This window comes from Nonomuraea indica, assembly GCF_002850745.1.
GTDB lineage: Bacteria > Actinomycetota > Actinomycetes > Streptosporangiales > Streptosporangiaceae > Nonomuraea > Nonomuraea indica.
Map to the genome: position 1 here is coordinate 261,689 of NZ_KZ559469.1, position 20,173 is coordinate 281,861.

Below are 20,173 nucleotides of genomic sequence, written 5' to 3' on the forward strand. Positions count from 1 at the left end.
CTCGGTTCCGGCAGGCGGGGCGGCTCGGGCGGGCGGGGCGGTTCCGGGTCTCGGGCGCTGGGCGGGACAGCCGGATGAGGCGTTGGCCGGGACGGTGGTGGCGCTGGCGTTCCCGGAGCGGGTGGCGCGCAGACGCGGCGGCGGCTACCTCATGTCGTCCGGCACGGAGGCGCGCCCGGCCGAGGGCTCCCGGCTGGCGTCGGCGACGTGGCTGGCCGTGGCCGTCGCCGACCGGCCGACGGGTTCGGCGACGGCCAGGGTGCGGCAGGCCGTCGAGATCGACGAGGAGATCGCCCGGCTGGCCGTGCCCGTCACGACCGAGGAGGAGGTCGGCTGGCGGGTGCCGCCCGGTGGGCGGCGCGGCGACGTCTCCGCCCGCCTGGTGGAGCGGCTGGGCGCGGTCGAGCTGTCGTCCACCCCGCTGGACGACGTCGACGTGCGCCCGGCGCTGCTGGCCGGGCTGCGCGCCGAGGGCGTGCTGACCTGGACGAAGGAGGCGCTGGCCGTACGCGACCGGCTGGCGTTCTGCCACCGCGCGCTCGGCGACCCGTGGCCGCCGGTGGCCGGGTGGCACGACCTGCTGGAGCTGGCCGGCCACTGGCTGGAGCCGGAGCTGTCCCGGGCCCGCCGCCGGGCCGACCTGGAGGTCGTCGACGTGGCCGCGGCCCTACGGCGGCTGGTCCCGTGGAGCGAACGCCTGGACGCCGTGGCGCCCGAGCGGGTGGAGGTGCCGAGCGGCTCGCGCGTGCGCGTGGACTACTCGGGCGAGCAGCCGGTGCTCGCGGTGAAGCTGCAGGAGTTGTTCGGCTGGCAGGAGACGCCGCGGATCGCCGGGGTGCCGCTGCTGGTCCACCTGCTGTCTCCGGCGGGCCGGCCGGTGGCGGTGACCGGCGACCTGGCGTCGTTCTGGCGGGACGGCTACCGGTCCGTACGCGCCGAGCTCCGCGGCCGCTACCCGAGGCATCCCTGGCCCGAGGACCCGCTGACGGCCGCACCCACCCGGCACACGAACAGAAGGACCTGACCATGCCCGCCGAGGCCGCACGCAACAACGCCGACTGGTGCGACGCGGTGTGCCGCACCCACGGGATCACCGGCGTCTTCGCCGAGCGCGCCTGGACGGCGCCGGTGCGGACCCCGCCGTTCTACCCGGACGCCGTCACCCTGACGCCGGCCGCGACGGAGGACGACGTGCTCGACTCCATCGACGCGGGGCCGGGCGCGTCGGTGAAGGACTCCTTCGCCACCCTGGACCTGCGCCCCGCGGGGTTCGAGGTGCTGTTCGAGGCGCACTGGATCCACCACCCGGCCCCCGAGCCCCACGACGCCGCCCACGCAGGCGGCGCAGGCGGCGCAGGCGGCGCAGGCGGCGCAGGCGGCGCAGGCGGCGCAGGCGCGTACGGCGCGGACCGTGCGTACGGCGCGGACCGTGACGGCGGTGCTGACCGTGCACCTGGTGCTGACCGTGCGGGTGGTGGCGATGGACCGGACGGCGCGGTCGCGTGGGAGGTCGTCAGGGACGCCGCCGGGCTCGCCCGCTGGGAGGGCGCGGGTTTCGGCGGCGAGGCGCCCGGCGTCTTCAGGCCCGCCCTGCTCACCCGGCCCGGCATCGCCGTCCTGGGCGGCGCGCGGGACGGGGCGATCGGGTACGGCTTCGCGCTCAACGCCGCCGCCGGGGTCACCGGGGTGTCGAACCTGTTCGCCCGCGACGGCGACGAGGACACCGCCTGGGCGGCCGCCGTGGCGCACGCCGCCGAGTTGTTCCCGGGCCGCCCCCTGGTCGGCTACGAGGGTGACGTGACGGCGGCCCGGCGCCACGGGTTCGCCCCCGTCGGCGCGCTACGCGTGTGGATCAAACCGGCCTGACCCCGGCGGCCGGGCGGCACCACGGCGTTCCACGCCGTCGACCCGCCCGGGTCACGGGCCTGCTGACGGCCCGTGACCGTCACGGGCGGGTCAGCGGGTGCGGGCGGCGCCACGGCGGCGGCGTCACAGCAGGTCGTCCACGGTGGCGCCGGTCAGCACCTCGGCCCGTTCGCGCCCCACGTCCAGGTCCTTGAAGCCGCTGGACGTCGCCAGGCAGACGACCGGGCCGTCGAAGGACCGGCCCAGCCTCCGGTGGGCAGCCAGCCCCGCGGCGCTCGACAGCTCCACCCACAGGCCCTGCCGGGCGAGGTCCTGTCGGGCCTCGCGCAGCTCGCCGTCGGTGACGAGGACCGCCTCGCCGCCGCTGTCGCGCAGCGCCCGCACGCCCCGGTGGCCGCCCACGGGGCAGGCGATGGCGTACGCGTCGGTCGGCCCGAGTTCCACGATCGCGGCGGGCCGGTCCTCGGCCACGGCCCTGGCGTGCGGTCCGCCCGCAGCCGGCTCGCACGCGTACATGCGGGGAGCCGACGTGGCGACCCCGAGCCGGCGCAGCTCCGTGAACCCCTTCCACACGCCGTAGAGCAGTTCGGCGTAGCCGGTCGGCGCGAACACCGCCGCCGGCACCGTCCCGAGCTGCCGGAACAGCTCGTAGGCGATGGTCTTGTAGCCCTCCGGGCCGAACGGGTGGCCGGTGTGGGTGACGGTCAGGTTGCTGACCGGGTGGTAGCCGAGCCGGTCCACGATCTGCCGCATCAACGGCCAGCGCTCCGCGGCCGGCACGGTCAGCACCCTGGCCCCGTAGGCGCGGACGAACGACTGGACGGCGGGCGGCGAGTCCGCCGAGGTGAGCACGATCGCGGGCAGCCCGGCGCGGGCGGCGTAGGCGGCGGCCGAGGCGCCGTGGTTGCCCGAGGAGGCGACGACGACGCCGGGGGCGCCCGCGCCCACGGCGGCGCTGACGGCGACGCGGTTGAGCCGGTCCTTGTGCGACCAGGTGGGGTTGCGCGACTCGTCCTTGACGTGGACGCCGGCGACCTCCAGCAGCGGGGTGCCGCCCTCGCCGAGGGTGGGGGCGTGCAGCGGCGGCAGCAGGGGCGCCCACCGGGCGAGGTCGGGCCCGACCGGCTGGTCGAAGAGCGCCGGGTCCACCCGGTCGTAGTCGTAGTCGACCTCGAGCGGGTAGGCGATCTCCGCCGTGCTGGTCGCGGGGCAGCCGTTGACGAGCGGCGGCCACAGCGGGAACCCGATCGAGGGGTCGCCCAGGGAGCGCTGCCGGACGGCGAGGGATGGTCCGTTCACGGGGGGAGCCTAGCCGCGCGCCTCCCGCGCAGACCCGGCCAGGCCGTCGAGCAGGGTGCGCAGGCCCAGCTCGAACAGCCGGTCGAGGTCGAGGTCGTAGCCGTCGTCGGCGAACCCGGCCAGGAGCCGGGCGAACGCGGGGTAGCGGCCGGAGGCGGCGATGGAGCCGAGGGCGGGCTCCTGCGTCTCCATCCACTGCTCCTCCGACAGGCCGGTGGCGGCCTCGGCGAGGACCTCCCGTTCGAGGTGCGCGGCCAGGCCCTGGACGTGACTGTAGATGACCACCTGGAGGTCCATCCTGGTGGTCTCGTCGAAGCCGAGCTCCTCGAAGGCGGCGAGCAGTTGCTCGCCGTGGATCAGCAGGTTGGGCAGCGGCAGCGGCCTGAAGAGGGAGTTGAGCTGGGCGAGCCACGGGTGGCGCCGGTGCACGGCCCACAGGGTCCGGGCGCCCCGCTCGACTCGGGCCCGCCAGCCCGCCGGCGGCTCCCCCGGATACCCCAGCTCGCCGAACGCGGTGTCGGCCATGAGCAGGACGAGCTCGTCCTTGCCGGCCACGTGGCGGTAGATCGTCATGGTGGCGACGCCGAGCCGGGCGGCGACCCCGCGCATGGACAGCGCGTCGAGCCCTTCGGCGTCGGCCAGCTCGATCGCGGCCCGTACGACGCGTTCGCGGCTCATCTCGCCCGCGGGCGTGGGCGGGTCGACCGGCACGGCCGGCGTGCCGGTCGCGCCAGGCGTCCCGGTCGCGCCAGGTGCGGCGGTCGCGCCAGGTGCGGCGGTCGCCGGGGCGGCGACCACCGTGCCGACGCGGGGCCGGGCGTGCACGAGCCCCTCCTGGCGCAGCAGGGTGAGCACCTTGGCCGCGGTGGCCAGCGCGACGCCCTGGTCGCGGGCGATCTGGCGGGTGGAGGGCACCCGGTCGCCCGGCCGGAGCCGGCCGTCGGCGATGCGCCCGCGGATCTCGGCGGCGATGCGCAGGTAGGGCGGCTCGGCCATGCGCGTTCCTTCCTGTCTGTACTAGCACAGAAACCTAGCACAGATCCCTCTGTCCTAGTACATCACTTGCAGCTCAACGGCTTGATAGAGCTGTATGTACGCTGTACATTCATAGCCGTACACCCCCACAGGACCCAGGAGTTCGCATGACCACCGTCCTCGTTTCCGGCGCCAGCGTCGCCGGCCCGGCCCTCGCCTTCTGGCTGCGCCGCCACGGGCTGACGCCCACCGTCGTCGAGAAGGCGCCCGCGCCGCGCGCCGGCGGCCAGGCGATCGACATCCGCGGCGTGGCCCTCGACGTGGCGGACCGCATGGGTCTGCTGGCCCCGTTGCGCGAGGTGCGCACCCGGATGCGCGGCATGTCCATGCTCGACGGGGACGGCAACGAGCTCATGCGCTCCACCGAGCACGCCATGAGCAGCGGCCGCCTCGACAACGACGACATCGAGGTGCTCCGGGAGGACCTGACCGCCCTGCTGTTCGACCGCACCAGGCAGGACGTCGAGTACGTCTTCGGCGACTCGATCGCCACCGTGCAACAGGACGACCACGGCGTCCACGTGACCTTCGAGCGGGGCGCGCCCCGGACGTTCGACCTGGTGGTGGGAGCGGACGGGCTGCACTCCACGGTGCGGCGGCTGGCATTCGGACCTGAGAAGGAGTTCGTCCACCATCTCGGCACCTACCTGTCGGTCTTCACCGCCGACAACTTCCTCGGCCTGGAGGACTGGCAGGTCTGGGTGCGCGAGGGCCGCGCCGGTGGCGGCGTCTACCCGGTGCGCGGCAACACCGAACTGCGGGTCAACCTCGGCTTCGAGGCGGAGCCGATCCCGTACGACCACCGCGACGTCGACCAGCAGCGCCGGCTCGTCGCCGAGCACTGCGGCGGGCTGCGCTGGGAGGTGCCGCGGCTGCTCGACGCCATGTGGAAGGCCCCCGACTTCTACTTCGACGCCATGGCGCAGGTGCGGATGGACACCTGGTCGCGCGGCCGGGTGACGCTGCTCGGCGACGCCGGCTACTGCGCCTCGCCGCTGTCGGGCCAGGGCACGAGCCTCGCCCTCGTCGGCGCGTACGTGCTGGCCGCCGAGCTCGCGGGCCACCACGCGGCGGGAGACCACGCCGCGGCACTCGCCCGGTACGAGGCGCGCATGCGGCCGTTCGTGGCGCTCAACCAGGCCCTCGCCACCGAGAACCCCGGCGGCCCCGCCTCGGAGGAGTCGCTCGAGCGGGCCAAGAACGCCATCACCCTGTAGGCCCCAGGTCCGGGAGGACACGGCGGGCGTACCCGATCAGCGCCCGGGCCGCCGGGCCGACCTGCCCCTCGCCGCGCCAGACGAGCGCCATCCGCCCGATCAGCCGCGGCCGGATGATCTCGATGACGTGCAGCTCGTCCCGCGCGATCGAGACCGCCGACTCGGGGAGCACGGCCACCCCCAGCCCCTTGGCCGCGAGCTGGGCGAGCACCCGCGGCTCGCTCGCCTCGAACGCCACCCTCGGCGTGAAGCCCGCCGCCGCGCAGCCCGCCTCCAGACTGGAGCGCACCCCCGTCTCCGGCGGGAGGCAGAGCACGGCCAGTCCGTCCAGGTCGGTCAGGCCGATGCCGGCGCGGCCGGCCAGCGGGTGGTCACGGCGCACGGCGGCCACCAGCGGCTGGCGCACCACGATCTGCCCGGCCAGCCCCGGCGGCACGACCGGGCCGATGCCGAGCAGTCCCAGGTCCATCCGCCCGGCCAGCACGTCGTCCGCCACCGCGCGGGGCGCGGCCTCCCTGAGCGTGATCTCCACGGCCGGGTGCAGCTCGTGGAAGCCGGCCAGCAGCCCCGGCAGGTCGAGCACGGAGGGCACCGAGACGGCGCCCATCACGACGTGCCCGCGCAGCAGCCCGGTCAGCTCGTCGACCGCCTGCCGGGCCCCGGCCGCCGCGCGCAGGGCCGCCCGCGCGTACGGCAGCACGGCCTCACCCACCTCGGTCAGCCGGACCGCGCGCCCGGAGCGGTCGAACAGCGGCTGGCCCAGCTCCCGCTCCAACTGCCGGATCTGGGCGCTCACGCCGGGCTGGGCGACGTGCAACGTCTCGGCCGCCCGGGTGAACCCGCCCTCGTCGGCCACCGCCACGAAGTAGGCCAGCTGACGCAGCTCCATGCCGAGTCACGCTAGCAACCCTCGCCACCGCCGCCCGCCGCCCGCCGCACGACGCACGACGCACGACGCCCGCCGCCCGACCGCGTCCGGGAGGCGCGGCGTGCCCGCGGCGGCGGGCATGAGGAGCAGCCAGCCCAGCGCGGGGGACGGGGGTCGAGGCGGGACCCGGCCGGCGGGGTCGGGCTGGACCACGACCTCCGCCGGCCGGGCGCCGGCCTCACACGCCCAGCGGGTGCCAGACGGTCTTGGTCTCCAGCAAGGCCGCCATCCGGCGGGTGCCCGGGTCGGCGGTCCAGTCCTCGGGGGCGGGCCGCAGGACCCGCTTGAGGTTGGCCGCCGCCGCCTGCTCGCACTCCACGGCGAGCTCGGCGTCGGCCACGCCCGTCAGGTCGAGGGCGTTGACGTCCATGTGCCCGGCCAGCGAGGGCGCGAGCTCCCGCTGGTGGCCGGTGAGGACGTTGACGACGCCGCCGGGCAGGTCGGAGGTGGCCAGCACCTCCGCCAGCGTGATCGCCGCCAGGGGCGAGCGCTGCGAGGCGATGACGACGCACGTGTTGCCCGTGACGACGGCCGGCGCCACGACCGACACCAGGCCGAGCAGCGGGTCGTCCGGTGCGGCGATGGCCACCACACCGGTCGGCTCCGGCGACGACAGGTTGAAGTAGGGGCCGGCCACGGGGTTGGCCGTGCCCAGGACCGCCGTGATCTTGTCGGACCAGCCCGCGTACCAGACGAGCCGGTCGACGGTCGCGTCCACCGCCTCCAGCGCGGCCTTCTTGCCGGTGCCGAGCTCCTCGGCGAACTGGGCGCGGCGGCCCTCCAGCATCTCGGCCACCCGGTAGAGGATCTGGCCCCTGTTGTAGGCGGTCGCGCCGGACCAGCCGGGGAACGCCTTGCGCGCCGCCACGACGGCGTCGCGGGCGTCCTTGCGGGAGGCGCGGGCGGCGTTGGCCACGAACCCGCCCTTGGCGTCGGTCACGACGAAGGACCTCCCACTCTCCGAGCGGGGGAAGGCGCCGCCGATGAACAGCTTGTAGGTCTTGCGAACGGCCAGCCTACTCATCGCCGCGCCCCCTCCACATGATCTCCTGCGACATCTCGACCGGCACGAACACCTGTCCGCACCGGCTCACCCCGCACCGGTGGGCGTACCAGCCGGTGCGTACGGGCCGGCCGGCGCGGGCGAAGGCGTGCCCGCGGGTGGCCTGGGCGCGGCGCGCCCGGCGGCGGCCACGACGATGGTCACACGTCAAGGTAGGCCTCCAGTCCGGCGATCCCGCCCTCGCGGCCGTAGCCGGATTCCTTGTAGCCGCCGAAGGGCGAGGCGGGGTCGAACCGGTTGAAGGTGTTGGCCCACACCACGCCGGCGCGGAGCCGGTCGGCCATCATCAGGATGCGCGAGCCCTTCTCGGTCCAGATCCCGGCCGACAGCCCGTACGGGGTGTTGTTGGCCTTCTCGACGGCCTCGGCCTCGGTGCGGAAGGTCAGCACCGACAGCACCGGCCCGAAGATCTCCTCCCGGGCGATCCGGTGCGACTGCGCCACCCGCGTGAACAGCGTCGGCGGGAACCAGTAGCCGTTGGCGGGCAGCTCGCAGGCGGGCGACCACCGCTCGGCGCCCTCCTGCTCACCCGCCTCGGTCAGCGACCGGATCCGGGCGAGCTGCTCGGCGGAGTTGATCGCCCCGATGTCGGTGTTCTTGTCCAGCGGGTCGCCCAGCCTGAGCGTGCCCAGCCGCCGCTTGAGCGCGGCCAGCAGTTCCTCCTCGACCGACTCCTGCACGAGCAGCCGCGACCCGGCGCAGCACACGTGTCCCTGGTTGAAGAAGATCCCGTTGACGATCCCCTCCACGGCCTGGTCCAGCGCCGCGTCGTCGAAGACGATGTTGGCCGCCTTGCCGCCGAGCTCCAGGGTGAGCTTCTTGCCGGTGCCCGCAACGGTGCGGGCGATCTGCCGGCCCACCTCGGTCGAGCCGGTGAAGGCCACCTTGCCCACTTCGGGGTGGGCCACCAGCGCGGCCCCGGTCGCCCCGGCGCCGGTGACGATGTTGACCACGCCGGCGGGCAGGCCGGCCTGCACGCAGATGTCGGCGAAGGCCAGCGCGGTCAGCGGCGTCGTCTCGGCCGGCTTGAGCACCACGGTGTTGCCGCAGGCCAGTGCCGGGGCGATCTTCCAGGCCAGCATCAGCAGCGGGAAGTTCCACGGGATCACCTGGGCCGCCACGCCCACCGGCCGCGGGTCGGGGCCGAACCCGGCGTGGGCGAGCTTGTCGGCCCAGCCCGCGTAGTAGAAGAAGTGGGCGGCCACCAACGGCAGGTCGACGTCGCGGGACTCGCGGATCGGCTTGCCGTTGTCGAGCGTCTCCAGCACCGCCAGCTCGCGGGAGCGCTCCTGGATCAGCCGCGCGATCCGGAACAGGTACTTGGCCCGCTCGGCTCCGGGCAGCGCGCTCCACGGCCCGAACGCCTTGCCCGCGGCGCGCACCGCGCGGTCCACGTCCGCCTCGGCGGCGCAGGCCACCTCCGCCAGCGTCTCCTCGGTCGCCGGGTTGACCGTCTTGAACGACGGTCCGGCCCCGTCGACGAACTCGCCGTCGACGAACAGCCCGTAGGACGGCCGGATGTCGACCACATCGCGCGACTCGGGCGCGGGCGCGTACTCGAACACAGCCATCATCAGTCCAGGGTGAAGTAGTCGGGGCCCGCGTAACGGCCGGTGGCGAGCTTCTGGCGCTGCATCAGCAGGTCGTTCAGCAGGGAGGAGGCGCCCAGCCGGAACCAGTCGGGCGACAGCCAGTCGTCGCCGCACGTCTCGTTGACCAGCACCAGGTGCTTGATCGCGTCCTTGGTGGTGCGGATGCCGCCCGCGGGCTTGACGCCCACCTGCCGGCCGGTGCGCTCCCGGAAGTCGCGGACCGCCTCCAGCATGATCAGTGTCACCGGCAGCGTCGCCGCGGGCGACACCTTGCCGGTCGAGGTCTTGATGAAGTCGGCTCCGGCCAGCATCGCCAGCCACGAGGCCCGGCGTACGTTGTCGTAGGAGGCCAGCTCGCCGGTCTCCAGGATCACCTTGAGATGGGCGGCGCCGCAGGCCGCCTTGACCGCGACGATCTCGTCGTGGACCTTCATGAGGTCACCGGAGAGGAACGCCCCCCGGTCGATCACCATGTCGATCTCGTCGGCGCCCGCCGCCACCGCGAGCGCGGTGTCGGCCACCTTCACCTCCAGCGACGAGCGGCCGCTGGGGAACGCGGTCGCCACCGAGGCGACCTTCACCCCCGACCCGGCCACCGCCTCGGCGGCCACCGCCACCAGGTCGGGGTAGACGCACACCGCCGCCACCTGTGGCGCGTCCTCGCCCGGACGCAGCGCCTTGGCGCACATCGCCCGGACCTTGCCCGGGGTGTCCGCCCCTTCCAGCGTCGTGAGATCCACCATCGAAATGGCCAGATCGATCGCTCGCGCCTTGGCCGTCGTCTTGATCGAACGGGTGCTCAGCATCGCCGCCCGCTGGTCCGCGCCCACCCGATCGACACCGGGGAGGCCGTGCAGGAATGCTCTCAGCGTCGCGCCGGAGGAGGCCACGTCCGCGAGCGAGGTAGTCATGGTTGACACCTCCACAGCATCGCCGACCAGGTGGGCTACTTCCAAACCGGATCTTCCGCCTGAGGTGCCTAAGGCGCCCCGCCCCGAGGCCTAGGTATCCCCCGGCCGCACGACCGGCGTAGATAAGGCATCCGCCCGATGTGCGGGGGTGGGCCTTAGCCCGAAAGTTAAAGGTGTCAGCAAGAAGCACGACATGTCAGGAGACATCGTGAACCCCGAGATTCAGTTCGAGCTCATGAAGAGCCAGGCGAACGAGCTGCGCGCGGCTGCGGCCCACCACCGCCGGGTACGCGAGGCAGAGAAGGGCAACAAGTCCGAGCGCCGCTCGGTCTTCGGCAAGCGCCGCTCCTCATGAAGACGCCACGAGAGCCCGGCCGCATCCTCCCTCGCGGCCGGGCCTCTGTGCCTCCTTGACACCTCTCCAGTGCCTTTCCCACCCCCCGGAAATCCGTCGAAAGCTCTGCTCAAGGCGTGCCATGCTGGAACACATGCTGGGCCGATCGGTAAGTCCCGTCTTCGTAGGACGTGAGGAGGAGCTCGCCACCCTCTCGGAGGCGTTCGCCCAGGCCCGCGAGGGAGCCGCGACGGCCGTGCTGCTCGGCGGCGAGGCGGGCGTCGGCAAGAGCAGGCTCGTGCAGCGCTTCGCCGAGCAGGTGACCCGCGACAGCGACGCGCTCGTCCTCTACGGCGGGTGCGTCGAGCTGTCCACCGAGGGTCTGGCCTACGCCCCGTTCACCGCCGCGCTACGGCAGCTCGTCCGTGAGCAGGGCACCGCCAGGGTCGCGTCGCTCCTGCCCGAGGGCGCCGAGCGTGACCTGGCCCGGCTGCTCCCCGAGTTCGGCGAGCCCAGCGGCGACGGCGAGACCGAGGCGGGCCGGGCCAGACTGTTCGAGCAGTTCCTCACGCTGATCGAGCGGCTGGCCGACAGCCGCCCGACGATCCTCCTCATCGAGGACATCCACTGGGCCGACCGGTCCAGCCGCGACCTCATCGCGTTCCTCAGCCGCAACCTGCGGGCGCCGCAGGTTCTGATCCTCATGACCTACCGCTCCGACGACCTGCACCGCCAGCACCCGCTCCGGCCGGTGCTGGCCGAGCTGAGCCGGGTCAACGGAGTCCTGCGGGTCGACCTGTCGCGCCTGTCGCAGGACGAGGTCGCCCAGCAGATGGCCGGCATCCTCGGCGTCGTGCCCGCCTTCCACAAGGTGCAGAAGGTCTACGACCGCAGCGAGGGCATCCCCCTGTTCGTCGAGGCGCTGCTCGAATGCGGCGAGGAGTGCACGTTCCCCGAGTCGATGCAGGACCTGATCCTCGGCACCGTGGAGCGGCTGCCCGAGGAGACCCAGCGGGTGCTGCGCATCGCCGCCGCCGGCGGCACCCGCGTCGGCCACACGCTGCTCGCCGCCGTGAGCGGCCTGTCGGACCTGGAGCTGGAGGGCGCGCTGCGCCCCGCCATCGCCCGCAACGTGCTGCAGATCGCCGACGGCCGCGCCTACGTCTTCCGCCACTCGCTGATCCGCGAGGCCGTGCACGAGGAGCTGCTGCCGGGCGAGCGCCAGCGGTTGCACGCCCGCTACGCCGAGGAGATCTCCCGCGACCGCACGCTCGTCCCGCCCGGCCGTGCCGCCGTCGAGCTCGCCCACCACTGGTACGGCGCGCGCAACGACCTGTGGGCGCTGATCTCGGCCTGGGAGGCGGCGCGCAAGTCGTTCCACGCCTTCGCCTACACCGAGGCGATCCCGCTGCTGGAACGCGTGCTCATGCTGTGGGACCGCGTGCCCGACGCGGCCGAGCGCATCGGGGCCGACCACACCACCGTGCTGGAGCGGGCCGGCGAGGCCGCCCGGGCCAGCGGCGAGCTCGACCGGGGCGTGAAGTTCGTCAAGGCGGCCCTGTCCGAGCTGGACGAGGCGCGCGAACCCGAGCGGGTGGCCAAGCTGATGGTCGACTGGGCCCAGCTGAAGGTCTACAAGGGCAAGATGGGCATCGTCGAGGACCTGCGTCACGCCCTGCGCCTGGTCCCGCAGCCCAGCCTGGCCCGCGCCGAGATCATCAACCCGATCTCCGCGCACTTCATGCTCCGAGGCGACGTCGAGGAGGGCAAGGAGCTGGCCGAGGAGGGCCTGCGCCTGGCCAGGGAGCTGGGCGACCGGTGCCTGGAGGGCGACCTGCTGCTCAACCTGGCGCTCGGCCACGCCATCGCCGGCGACACCGAGACGACGCTCGCCACCAACTCCCAGGCCCTCGAACTGGGCCGCCAGGAGGGCTCCGGCCGGGTGATCGCCCGCGCGATCGGCAACAACGTCGACACGCTGAACGATCTCGGCCGCTGGCCCGAGGCCCTCGCCCTGGCGGAGGAGGGCTGGCGGCTGGCCAAGAAATACGGCCGGACGCGGCTGAGCGGCCTGTTCATCCTCAACAACATGGCCGAGACCCTGGAGGCGATCGGCCGCTGGGACGAGGCCGTCGAGACCGTCGAGCGGGCGCTCAATCTCGGGCCGGTGCTGCGCAACCGCCATCACCTGCTCCGCGTGCGCGCCGACGTGGCCCTCGGCCGGGGCGAGCTGGACCTCGTGGAGCACATCCTGAGCGAGACCGGCGTGCTCAAGGAACGGCCGATGGACTTCGTCCAGGACATCACCAACAGCATGCGGCTGCACATCGGCTGGCACCTGGTCAGGGGCGAGCCCGACGCCGCGCTCGCCGTCGCCGAGCGCACGCTCGCCCGGGACTCCCAGTCGCCGAAGGCCATGCTCGGCTGGCGGCTGCTCGCCCAGCTCACCACGCTCTGCGACGCCGTCGAGCCGGCCGAGCCCGCCCGCGCCCGCGCGCTGCGGGAGCAGGCCGCCACCGTGGCCGCCGGGCTCAAGGTCAGCGGTCCGGTCGCCGAGGCGTACCGGCTGTCGTACTCCCGCGACTTCGACGCCGCGGCGGTGGCCTGGGAGCGGCTCAACCGCCCGCACAACCAGGCCAAGGCCCTGCTACGGGCGGCCACGGTGGCGGCGCGCGCGGGCGACAGGGAAGGCGCGGCCGGCCGGCTCGCGACGGCCAGGCCGCTGGCCGCCTCGCTGCGCGCGGCGCCCCTCCTGGACGAGATCGACACGCTGGCGCGCCGCGTCGGCGGCGTCCAGCAGCAGCACCAGCGGCAGGCGGCGCCCGAGCAGCTCACCCCGCGCGAGCTGGAGGTGCTGCGCCTGGTGGCGCTCGGGCGGACGAACCGCGACATCGCCGCAGAGCTGTTCATCTCGGCCAAGACGGTGAGCGTGCACGTCTCCAACATCCTGGCCAAGCTGGGGGTGACGACGCGCGGCGAGGCCGCCGCCGCCGCTCACCGGCTGTCCCTGGTCACGCTGTAGATCGCCGTCCGGGCGGTACGCCCGGCTTGTCTCGACGCGGGCGCGCACGGCATCCCGGGGGCGGGGGCGGCGGGAGCCGGGAGGTCAGGCGAGCAGCGCCTCGCCCAGCAGCGCCACGCCGAAGACGGCGAACGCAGCGGCGGCTCCGTACCTGATGACCTTCTCCGGCAGGTGCCGGCCCAGCATGCGGCCCACCACGATGGCCAGGGCGTCGGCCGCGACCATGCCGACGGTGGAGCCGATCCAGGTGCCGACCCAGCCGTGCTGCGTCGCCAGCGTGATCGTGGCGAGCATCGTCTTGTCACCCAGCTCGCTCAGGAAGAACGCGACGGTGACGGCGATGAGCGCGTTGCGGGTGGTGCGCTGGGCCTTGCGCGACTCCTCCTCGGTCAGCTCGTCGCCCCGCAGCGTCCACAGCGCGAAGCCCAGGAAGGCGATGCCGGCCACGACGGAGATGGCGGTGGTCGGCAGCGCGTCGCCGATCAGGCCGCCGACGGCCACGCTGACGAGGTGCACGATCGTCGTCGCGATCGTGATTCCGGCCAGCACCGGCCAGGGCTTGAAACGGGTCGCGAACGTCATCGCCATGAGCTGGCTCTTGTCGCCCAGCTCGGCGACGAAGATGACGACAAGACTGATCCAGAACGCTTCCACCGGTCCTCTTCCGCGCGGCCGGACCGGGAGCTGCACCGCCCAAGGGGACTTTCGGGCACGACTCTTCGGCCCGGCAGCGTCTTGTACTCAACAGGGTGCATGACGGCCAGGCCGAAGGTCTCGTCCGCCTGATGACCAGGCCCGCGTGACCGGGCGCCGGAGCGCCAGTGTGTCGATCACGCGATTGGGACTACTCCCCTTCGGTGTTTCCGGAGAACTCTAACAAGCTCTCGGGGGTGTTCTATTCCGGGGGCAGCTCACACCCCACCAGCACCGGCTCGTTGACCAGGGTGAGGCCGAACTTCTCGCGGACGCCGGCACGCACCTCGGCCGCCAGGGCCAGCAGGTCGGCGGTGGTGGCCGTGCCCGTGGGGTTGGTCAGGGCGAGCGTGTGCTTGGTCGAGATGCGGGCCGCGCCGCGGGTGTAGCCCTTGGCGAAGCCGGCCTGCTCGATCAGCCAGGCGGCGGGCACCTTGACGGCGCCGCCGGGCAGCTCCCAGCGCGGGTGGCGGGGAGCGCGGGCGGCCAGCTCCGCCGCCTCCTCCGGGCCGAGCACCGGGTTGGTGAAGAAGGAGCCCGCGCTGCGGGTGTCGGGGTCGGCCGGGTCCAGCACCATGCCCTTGCCCCGCCGCAGCGCCAGCACGCCCGCGCGGGCGCCGGCCGACGGCACCCGTCCCCCCGGCTCGACCCCGAGCCGGGTGGCCAGCTCCTGGTAGGCGATCGGGGCGCTCAGCTCGGAGACCTCCAGCGCGTAGGTGACGGAGAGCACCACGTAGCGGGTCAGGTCACGCTTGAAGGCGCTGTCCCGGTAGGAGAACCCGCACTGACGGGCCTCCAGGTCGACGACGTGCCGGGTCCTGCGGTCGTAGACGCGCACGCACCTGATGGTCTGCGCGACCTCCTGGCCGTAGGCGCCGACGTTCTGGATCGGCGTCGAGCCGACCAGGCCCGGGATGCCCGACAGGCATTCGAGCCCCGACCAGCCCTCGTGCACGGCGCGGGTGACGAGCGCGTCCCAGTCCTCGCCGGCCGCGGCGGTCACCACCACCTGCCCGCCGTCCCGGGTGGCCGTCACGCCCTTCGTCGCCACCCTGACGACCAGGCCGTCGAACCCCTCGTCGGCGACCACGACGTTGCTCCCGCCGCCGAGCACCAGCGTCGGCTCGCCCCGCCGGTCGGCTTCGGCCACCTCGGAGACGAGCTGCTCGGCCGTGTCGGCCTCGACGAAGCGGCGGGCGGGCCCGCCCAGGCCCAGGGTCGTGTACGGCGCGAGCATCTCCATGGGGCACAAGCTTAGGAGACCCCGCGACGCCCGCAGCCCCACCCCCGCGGCCCCACCCCGCCGGGTTACCGGGGCTCGCCGGCGCGCCGGGCCGGCAGGCGGTCCTCCGGCACCACCAGCGCGCCGCGCAGCGCCCGCGACAGCTCGGTCGCGTCGCGCGCCTCCTCCACGCCCGCGCCGAGCGCCGCCGCCCGCCGTACGGCCATCAGCTCGCCGCCCAGCGCGGCCACCTTGCCGGGTCCGGCCGGTCGCCCCTCCTCGCCGTCGCGGTCCAGCCCCGTCCGTCCGGCGGCCACGGCGCCGCCGTGCACCGCGGCGACGAGCGGCGTGAGAGCGTCGCCCTCCAGGACGACGGTCCCGTCCGTCACGACGTGCACCTCGGACGTGTCCAGCTGCAGCAGCTTGCCCCGGCACATGCCCCACGTGGCCGTGCCGCCTCGCCAGGCCGGCAGTTCGGCGACGTGCCAGGCGGTGACGCGTTCGGGCTCGCGGCCGGCGAACTCGCGCACCACGGCGCCCGCGCCGTCCACGTCGCCCAGGTCGAGGACCAGGAGGCGGGCGTCGGTGTGGTCGAGGAACGACCGCAGCACCTCGCGCACCCGTCCGGGGTCGCCGTCCACGACGAGACCGACGCCGGTGCTGACGGGGGCCGTCTCGACGCGTCTGCGTTCGGCGGTGACGCCCAAGTCGTCCAGGCGGTTGGTGGCCAGCGAGGCGTCCCAGGTGCGCTGGGCGTGCAGCATGTCGTCGGCCGGGACGCCGTGCTGGCCCGGGTCACCGGAGAACCCGAACTCGGCGGCCGGGTTCGCCCGCGCCCCCGAGCCGGTCTCGTCAGGGGCCGGCCTGGCCCGCGCCGTGCCCACCCCCGTGGCGGTCCCGCCGGGGGCCGGACCGCCGGGCGCGCCGCCCGTGGTGTCGCGGCCGGTGCCGGTGCCGCCCGCCACGTCCTGCGGCGTGGGCGGCCGCAGGTGGCCGGGCGGCCCGTCGTCGGTCACGGCCGACACGGGGATCGACCGAACCGTCGGCCAGACGGTGACAGGATGTGCGGCTTCAGTCATAGGCTCTCGCTTACCCGCGAGCGGCGCCGCCTATCGCGCCGGGCGAGGTCAGGCGAGCCGGACCACGGCGCGCGCCTTGGACAGCACCTGGGCGTCGCCCGACCGGGCCGTCAGGGCGACGACCACCCGCTGGTCCGTCAGCTTCTCCTCGACCACGCCGCTGACCGTGACGGTGGCCCCCTGGTCGTCGTCGGGCACGACCACCATGGACGAGAAGCGCACCCCGTAGTCGAGCACGGCTGCCGGGTCGCCCGCCCAGTCGGTGACGTACCGGCCGCCCTGCGCCATCGTGTACATCCCGTGCGCGATGACGTCGGGCAGCCCGACGGCCTTGGCGAAGCGCTCGTTCCAGTGGATGGGGTTGAAGTCGCCGGACGCCCCGGCGTACATCACCAGGTCCCTGCGGCGCACGGGGTAGTCCACGGCGGGGAGCTCCTGGCCCACCTCGACCTCGTCGTACTTCACCGTCGCCGTCATCAGGCCGCCCCTCCGCGCTCGATGATCGTGTTGTAGGTGCTGCAGACCGGCTCGCCGGCCACGGTGGTGACGTCGCTGCGGACCGTCAGCAGCTCGTTGCGCCCGGCGGTGCGGATGTCGGTGATCGTCGCGGTGGTGACCAGCTCGTCACCGGCGTAGACGGGCCGGGTGTACTCGAAGCGCTGCTCGCCGTGCACGACCATGGCGAGGTTCAGGCCGAGGTCGGGGTCCGTCAGCGCCTCGCCGCCGCTCTGCAGGCTGAACACGATGGGGAAGGTCGGCGGCGCGACCACGTCGGGGTGGCCGGCCGCCCGGGCGGCGTCGCGGTCGCGGTAGATGGGGTTGGGGTCGCCGATCGCCGCGGCGAACTCCTTGATCTTCACCCGGCTGACCTCGTACGGGGCGCCGGCCTGATAGGTCCGCCCCACGAAGTCACGATTCAAGGCCATCTGTGCTCCCTCGCGTGTCCTGCGCCCGTTTGAGCCAGACGCTAACAGAACAAGGTTCGGCTGTCTCCGGGCATGGTCACGATTTTGCCCGGGGCCGAGGGAGGGACCCGCAGACACGACAAACCGGCGCGCTCGATCGAGGGCGCCGGTTGTGCGATGGGAAACCAGGCAGTGCTGCCCGGCGAGATCGCGCTCGGGAACGAGCTAGCGGGTCTCGCGGTGCGCGCGGTGCGTGCGGCAGTTGGGGCAGTACTTCTTCAGCTCAAGCCGATCCGGGTCGTTGCGCCGGTTCTTCCGCGTGATGTAGTTGCGGTGCTTGCACTCCTGGCAGGCCAGCGTGATCTTCGGCCTAACGTCGGTGGCAGCCACGTGGGAGTGCCTTTCTACGTTCGGGACTAGGACATGCCCATGCCCAGGTCGCGGACCTGGGATGGGGCAGTAGCGGAGGCCGGACTTGAACCGGCGACACAACGATTATGAGCCGTTTGCTCTGCCTGACTGAGCTACTCCGCCTGGAAGCCGGTGCGGAAAACGACCCGGCCCCGTAGAGGATACCCGAACCGGGAAGCACATCTGTACTTCGCCTGATCGGGCGAGGGTGCTCCCAGTATGCCTGAAGAGCACCCGACTGACGAACTCAACGACGACGGCCCCGCGGGCATTCCCCTGTGGGCTCACCGGCCGGCGCGGCCCGGCCGCCCGCGGGTCGGGGTCGGAGTGCGCGCCAGCGTACCAGCGCGTCACGGCGGGCGCGAACCGGCGCGGGCGCGCGGCGGCTCCGCACCCAGCGGCTCCCGCCCGTGCCCGGCCCCCTGGTCCGGCACCCGTTGCGCGGCGTCGTACGCGAACCCGCGCACGCGCTGCAGCCACCCCGCCGGACGCAGCCCCGGCGCGGGATGTCGGAGCGGGTTGAACCGCGTCGGCGCAGCGGCGTCCGGCCGGGCCGGCGGGCGCAGCCGGACCTCGCCGAACATCTGCCACGGCCCCGACGGGGTCGCGACGAGGAGGTCCAGCAGGAGCGGCGCCCGCTCCACCTCGCGGGCCAGCACGTCGAACCTGGCCGGCAGGGGCCGGTCCGCCCGCGGGAGGCCGCCGAGCAGGACCCGCCGGCCGGCGACCTCGTACGGGAACAGGGAGCCGTACATGCCGGGCGCCCACCGGGTGGCGGGCCGCAGCAGGCGGCGGCCGAGCGTGGTGTGCCCGGTGGTGGCGAGGAGCAGCTCCGGGTGGAGACCCGCCTGCTCCCAGCGCAGGGCGACGCCGAGGATGTCGGGCAGCGGCGGCGGCAGCCCGGCGGAGCGCGACAGCCGGGCCGTCCCGCGCAGGACCGTCCGCTCGTCGAGGAACGGCGATCCCCAGGTCCGCCCCGTGCCGTGCAGGCGCAGCTCGGCGTCGAAGAGCAGCCCCGCCGGGTGCAGCGGCCGCCCTCGCCGCAGGTGTGCCGCCACGTTGAACGCGGCCCCCAGGGCCGTACCGGCTGCGGTGGTCAGCGACCGTGCCATGGTCCCCCTCGCGACGCTCCCGGTCCTCCGAACCGGACCGCTACCCGAGGCGGGCGGCCGAAACCGCCCCACACCCGGAGCGCCAACGGAACCGGACCACCGCGTCAACCGGGGCGACCCACCGTCCGTCCTCTCTGCTGCCTTTGCCCCGGCACCTCCCGAGAGAAGGACTTCCATGCGCTCAGCACGTCACAGCATCCTGGCCGCCGGTGTGGCCGCGGCGACCCTGCCCGCCATCGCCTCCGCGGCCCATGGGGCGGCTCCGGCGGTGCGGTTCACCAACCGCGGGCCTCTATCGGGGCAGCGACCTGAAGAAGATAGACACGTGCGCCTGGGGCCGGTCGAGCCGCGCCTACGTGACCTGTTGAACGGGATCGGGCGCGCAAGCGGGCCGCGGACAGCCGGGCCGGCGCGGCGCCCGGCGGCACCGTGCCGGCCTGGCGACCGCTGTCGCACCGCATGCGAAACGCCCGGCTCCGAATGATCTCGGACCGGGCGATTTCCTGCTCAGAATGCGAGCCCCCAAACGGAATCGAACCGTTGACCTTCTCCTTACCATGGAGACGCTCTGCCGACTGAGCTATAGGGGCCTGTCCGGCGCTGCGGACAGGTGTAACCATACACGCCCCTCAGCGATGATGCGAACTCATCCGACCGCCTCGAACCCCCGCCGGGCGGGCAGCGCGATGACCTCGCACAGGTCGGCGAGATCGACCAGCCGGGCCACCTGCGCGACGGACACGCAGTCGGCCACGAACCTGCCGTCACGGCTCACCCGTAGCACCTGACGGCCACCCTGCAGAGCCGGAACGATCTCAAGGCCGTCGGGGCCGACCCATCGCCTGTCCATAGCGGCACAGATTAGCCCTCGGGTCTCTCATTTTTCGTCACGTGACCCCTGTCACACCGATGACGCGGGCCGCTCAGAGCCGGTAGAAGCCCGCGAAGTCCTTGACGCGATGGATCGGGTCGACCCGCACGACGGCCCCCGTCTCGGGGGCGTTCACCATCTTCCCGCCGCCCAGGTAGATCCCGACGTGGTGCGTACGGATCCGCTCCTCCGTCACCGAGCCGAAGAAGACGAGGTCGCCGGGCAACGGCGAGCGCACCCGGCGCATCCGGCGCACGTGGTCGTCGGTGTTGCCCGGCCCGAGGACGTCGCGGCCGTGCGCGAGCGCGTACACCCACCGGGTGAAGCCGGAGCAGTCCAGCCCCACGGTCCGGGTGGCCGGGCAGGGCCGGATCCGGCCCGTGTAGCCGAGGCAGGTGCCCGTCGAGGGTCCCGGCTCGTCGGCGTGCCCGCCGCCCCACGAGTAGACGACGCCGCGCTTCTCGACGTCGAGCGCGATGGCGACGACGGTCTCCGGCGGCGCGTACGGCCGCGGCGGCACCGACCCCGTCGCGGCCGCCAGGAGCGCGGCGACCGCGAGGGCGAAGCGGGGCCAGGCCGACCGGCGACGCACCGACACCGCGCCCGCTCCCCT

21 protein-coding genes and 2 tRNA genes are annotated in these 20,173 nt (G+C 73.8%); 5 read left to right on the top strand and 18 right to left on the bottom strand.

Features of this window, described 5'->3' with window-relative positions; genetic code table 11:
• On the top strand, positions 1-1,024 hold a 1,024-nt coding region (locus tag CXR44_RS40850), incomplete at its 5' end, for an ATP-dependent helicase C-terminal domain-containing protein (RefSeq protein ID WP_281260269.1).
• Between the two features lie 2 nt (positions 1,025-1,026).
• Entirely contained in the window at positions 1,027-1,866 is an 840-nt protein-coding gene (locus tag CXR44_RS12865; RefSeq protein ID WP_101785983.1) for a hypothetical protein, read from the top strand.
• Positions 1,867-1,989: 123 nt separating this feature from the next.
• Here the strand turns inward: CXR44_RS12865 and CXR44_RS12870 are convergent, their stop codons facing one another.
• On the bottom strand, positions 1,990-3,165 hold the full coding sequence (locus CXR44_RS12870; protein ID WP_101785985.1) for a threonine synthase: 1,176 nt from the start codon (positions 3,163-3,165) through the stop codon (positions 1,990-1,992).
• 9 nt (positions 3,166-3,174) lie between these two features.
• Positions 3,175-4,161, bottom strand: coding sequence for a TetR/AcrR family transcriptional regulator C-terminal domain-containing protein (locus CXR44_RS12875; RefSeq protein WP_101785987.1), 987 nt, complete (start codon positions 4,159-4,161; stop codon positions 3,175-3,177).
• A gap of 146 nt (positions 4,162-4,307) precedes the next feature.
• Here CXR44_RS12875 and CXR44_RS12880 point away from each other — a divergent pair, with 146 nt between their 5' ends.
• The gene (locus CXR44_RS12880; protein ID WP_101785989.1) at positions 4,308-5,417 is read left to right on the top strand and encodes an FAD-dependent monooxygenase; all 1,110 of its coding nucleotides are present in this window, start codon (positions 4,308-4,310) and stop codon (positions 5,415-5,417) included.
• Here CXR44_RS12880 and CXR44_RS12885 read toward each other — a convergent pair.
• The 5 genes from CXR44_RS12885 to deoC form a co-directional block, all read right to left on the bottom strand.
• Positions 5,407-6,306, bottom strand: coding sequence for a LysR family transcriptional regulator (locus CXR44_RS12885; protein WP_101785992.1), 900 nt, complete (start codon positions 6,304-6,306; stop codon positions 5,407-5,409). The genes CXR44_RS12880 and CXR44_RS12885 overlap by 11 nt on opposite strands.
• Positions 6,307-6,523: 217 nt before the next feature.
• Entirely contained in the window at positions 6,524-7,369 is an 846-nt protein-coding gene (locus tag CXR44_RS12890) for an aldehyde dehydrogenase family protein (RefSeq protein ID WP_101785994.1), read from the bottom strand.
• A complete protein-coding gene (locus CXR44_RS38880; RefSeq protein WP_144069941.1) occupies positions 7,362-7,559 on the bottom strand; it encodes a hypothetical protein in 198 nt (65 codons plus the stop codon). Before CXR44_RS38880 ends, CXR44_RS12890 begins: the two co-directional genes overlap by 8 nt.
• Positions 7,549-8,982 (bottom strand): aldehyde dehydrogenase family protein, encoded by a 1,434-nt coding sequence (locus CXR44_RS12895; RefSeq protein ID WP_101785996.1) that lies wholly within the window; start codon positions 8,980-8,982, stop codon positions 7,549-7,551. The genes CXR44_RS38880 and CXR44_RS12895 overlap by 11 nt, the downstream gene beginning before the upstream one ends.
• The gene (gene deoC, locus CXR44_RS12900; protein WP_101785998.1) at positions 8,982-9,911 is read right to left on the bottom strand and encodes a deoxyribose-phosphate aldolase; all 930 of its coding nucleotides are present in this window, start codon (positions 9,909-9,911) and stop codon (positions 8,982-8,984) included. The genes CXR44_RS12895 and deoC overlap by 1 nt, the downstream gene beginning before the upstream one ends.
• A gap of 208 nt (positions 9,912-10,119) precedes the next feature.
• Between deoC and CXR44_RS39400 the strand changes: the two genes are divergently transcribed.
• Complete coding sequence (locus CXR44_RS39400; protein ID WP_180903369.1) at positions 10,120-10,266, top strand: hypothetical protein; 147 nt, start codon at positions 10,120-10,122, stop codon at positions 10,264-10,266.
• A 121-nt stretch (positions 10,267-10,387) separates the two neighbouring features.
• Entirely contained in the window at positions 10,388-13,267 is a 2,880-nt protein-coding gene (locus tag CXR44_RS12905) for a helix-turn-helix transcriptional regulator (RefSeq protein ID WP_101786000.1), read from the top strand.
• A gap of 84 nt (positions 13,268-13,351) precedes the next feature.
• On the opposite strand, the gene CXR44_RS12910 is transcribed toward CXR44_RS12905, so the two are convergent.
• The 11 genes from CXR44_RS12910 to CXR44_RS12960 form a co-directional block, all read right to left on the bottom strand.
• Positions 13,352-13,921: a TMEM165/GDT1 family protein gene (locus CXR44_RS12910; RefSeq protein ID WP_101786002.1), complete on the bottom strand. Its 570-nt coding sequence runs from the start codon at positions 13,919-13,921 to the stop codon at positions 13,352-13,354.
• Between the two features lie 241 nt (positions 13,922-14,162).
• Positions 14,163-15,197 (bottom strand): UDP-N-acetylmuramate dehydrogenase, encoded by a 1,035-nt coding sequence (locus tag CXR44_RS12915; protein ID WP_101786595.1) that lies wholly within the window; start codon positions 15,195-15,197, stop codon positions 14,163-14,165.
• A 71-nt stretch (positions 15,198-15,268) separates the two neighbouring features.
• A complete protein-coding gene (locus CXR44_RS12920) occupies positions 15,269-16,207 on the bottom strand; it encodes a hypothetical protein (RefSeq protein WP_101786005.1) in 939 nt (312 codons plus the stop codon).
• A 102-nt stretch (positions 16,208-16,309) separates the two neighbouring features.
• Entirely contained in the window at positions 16,310-16,738 is a 429-nt protein-coding gene (locus tag CXR44_RS12925; RefSeq protein WP_101786007.1) for a MaoC family dehydratase, read from the bottom strand.
• Complete coding sequence (locus CXR44_RS12930) at positions 16,738-17,187, bottom strand: MaoC family dehydratase N-terminal domain-containing protein (RefSeq protein ID WP_101786009.1); 450 nt, start codon at positions 17,185-17,187, stop codon at positions 16,738-16,740. Before CXR44_RS12930 ends, CXR44_RS12925 begins: the two co-directional genes overlap by 1 nt.
• A 204-nt stretch (positions 17,188-17,391) precedes the next feature.
• Complete coding sequence (gene rpmG, locus CXR44_RS12935) at positions 17,392-17,556, bottom strand: 50S ribosomal protein L33 (protein WP_101786011.1); 165 nt, start codon at positions 17,554-17,556, stop codon at positions 17,392-17,394.
• Positions 17,557-17,626: 70 nt separating this feature from the next.
• Positions 17,627-17,700 (bottom strand) — tRNA-Met (locus tag CXR44_RS12940).
• Between the two features lie 227 nt (positions 17,701-17,927).
• On the bottom strand, positions 17,928-18,689 hold the full coding sequence (locus CXR44_RS12945; RefSeq protein WP_101786013.1) for a hypothetical protein: 762 nt from the start codon (positions 18,687-18,689) through the stop codon (positions 17,928-17,930).
• 517 nt (positions 18,690-19,206) lie between these two features.
• Positions 19,207-19,279 (bottom strand) — tRNA-Thr (locus tag CXR44_RS12950).
• 56 nt (positions 19,280-19,335) lie between these two features.
• Complete coding sequence (locus CXR44_RS12955) at positions 19,336-19,539, bottom strand: transposase (protein ID WP_101786015.1); 204 nt, start codon at positions 19,537-19,539, stop codon at positions 19,336-19,338.
• 73 nt (positions 19,540-19,612) lie between these two features.
• Positions 19,613-20,158 (bottom strand): C40 family peptidase, encoded by a 546-nt coding sequence (locus CXR44_RS12960; protein ID WP_245899119.1) that lies wholly within the window; start codon positions 20,156-20,158, stop codon positions 19,613-19,615.
• Positions 20,159-20,173 lie beyond the last annotated feature (15 nt).

Bases quoted from the DNA above. Each gene is read 5' to 3' on its own strand.
- CXR44_RS12865 (WP_101785983.1), top strand. From the start codon at position 1,027: ATGCCCGCCGAGGCCGCACGCAACAACGCCGACTGGTGCGACGCGGTG.
- CXR44_RS12875 (WP_101785987.1), bottom strand. From the start codon at position 4,161: ATGGCCGAGCCGCCCTACCTGCGCATCGCCGCCGAGATCCGCGGGCGC.
- CXR44_RS12880 (WP_101785989.1), top strand. From the start codon at position 4,308: ATGACCACCGTCCTCGTTTCCGGCGCCAGCGTCGCCGGCCCGGCCCTC.
- CXR44_RS12885 (WP_101785992.1), bottom strand. From the start codon at position 6,306: ATGGAGCTGCGTCAGCTGGCCTACTTCGTGGCGGTGGCCGACGAGGGC.
- CXR44_RS12890 (WP_101785994.1), bottom strand. From the start codon at position 7,369: ATGAGTAGGCTGGCCGTTCGCAAGACCTACAAGCTGTTCATCGGCGGC.
- CXR44_RS12895 (WP_101785996.1), bottom strand. From the start codon at position 8,982: ATGATGGCTGTGTTCGAGTACGCGCCCGCGCCCGAGTCGCGCGATGTG.
- deoC (WP_101785998.1), bottom strand. From the start codon at position 9,911: ATGACTACCTCGCTCGCGGACGTGGCCTCCTCCGGCGCGACGCTGAGA.
- CXR44_RS12905 (WP_101786000.1), top strand. From the start codon at position 10,388: ATGCTGGAACACATGCTGGGCCGATCGGTAAGTCCCGTCTTCGTAGGA.
- CXR44_RS12915 (WP_101786595.1), bottom strand. From the start codon at position 15,197: ATGCTCGCGCCGTACACGACCCTGGGCCTGGGCGGGCCCGCCCGCCGC.
- CXR44_RS12925 (WP_101786007.1), bottom strand. From the start codon at position 16,738: ATGACGGCGACGGTGAAGTACGACGAGGTCGAGGTGGGCCAGGAGCTC.
- CXR44_RS12930 (WP_101786009.1), bottom strand. From the start codon at position 17,187: ATGGCCTTGAATCGTGACTTCGTGGGGCGGACCTATCAGGCCGGCGCC.
- CXR44_RS12945 (WP_101786013.1), bottom strand. From the start codon at position 18,689: ATGGCACGGTCGCTGACCACCGCAGCCGGTACGGCCCTGGGGGCCGCG.
- CXR44_RS12955 (WP_101786015.1), bottom strand. From the start codon at position 19,539: ATGGACAGGCGATGGGTCGGCCCCGACGGCCTTGAGATCGTTCCGGCT.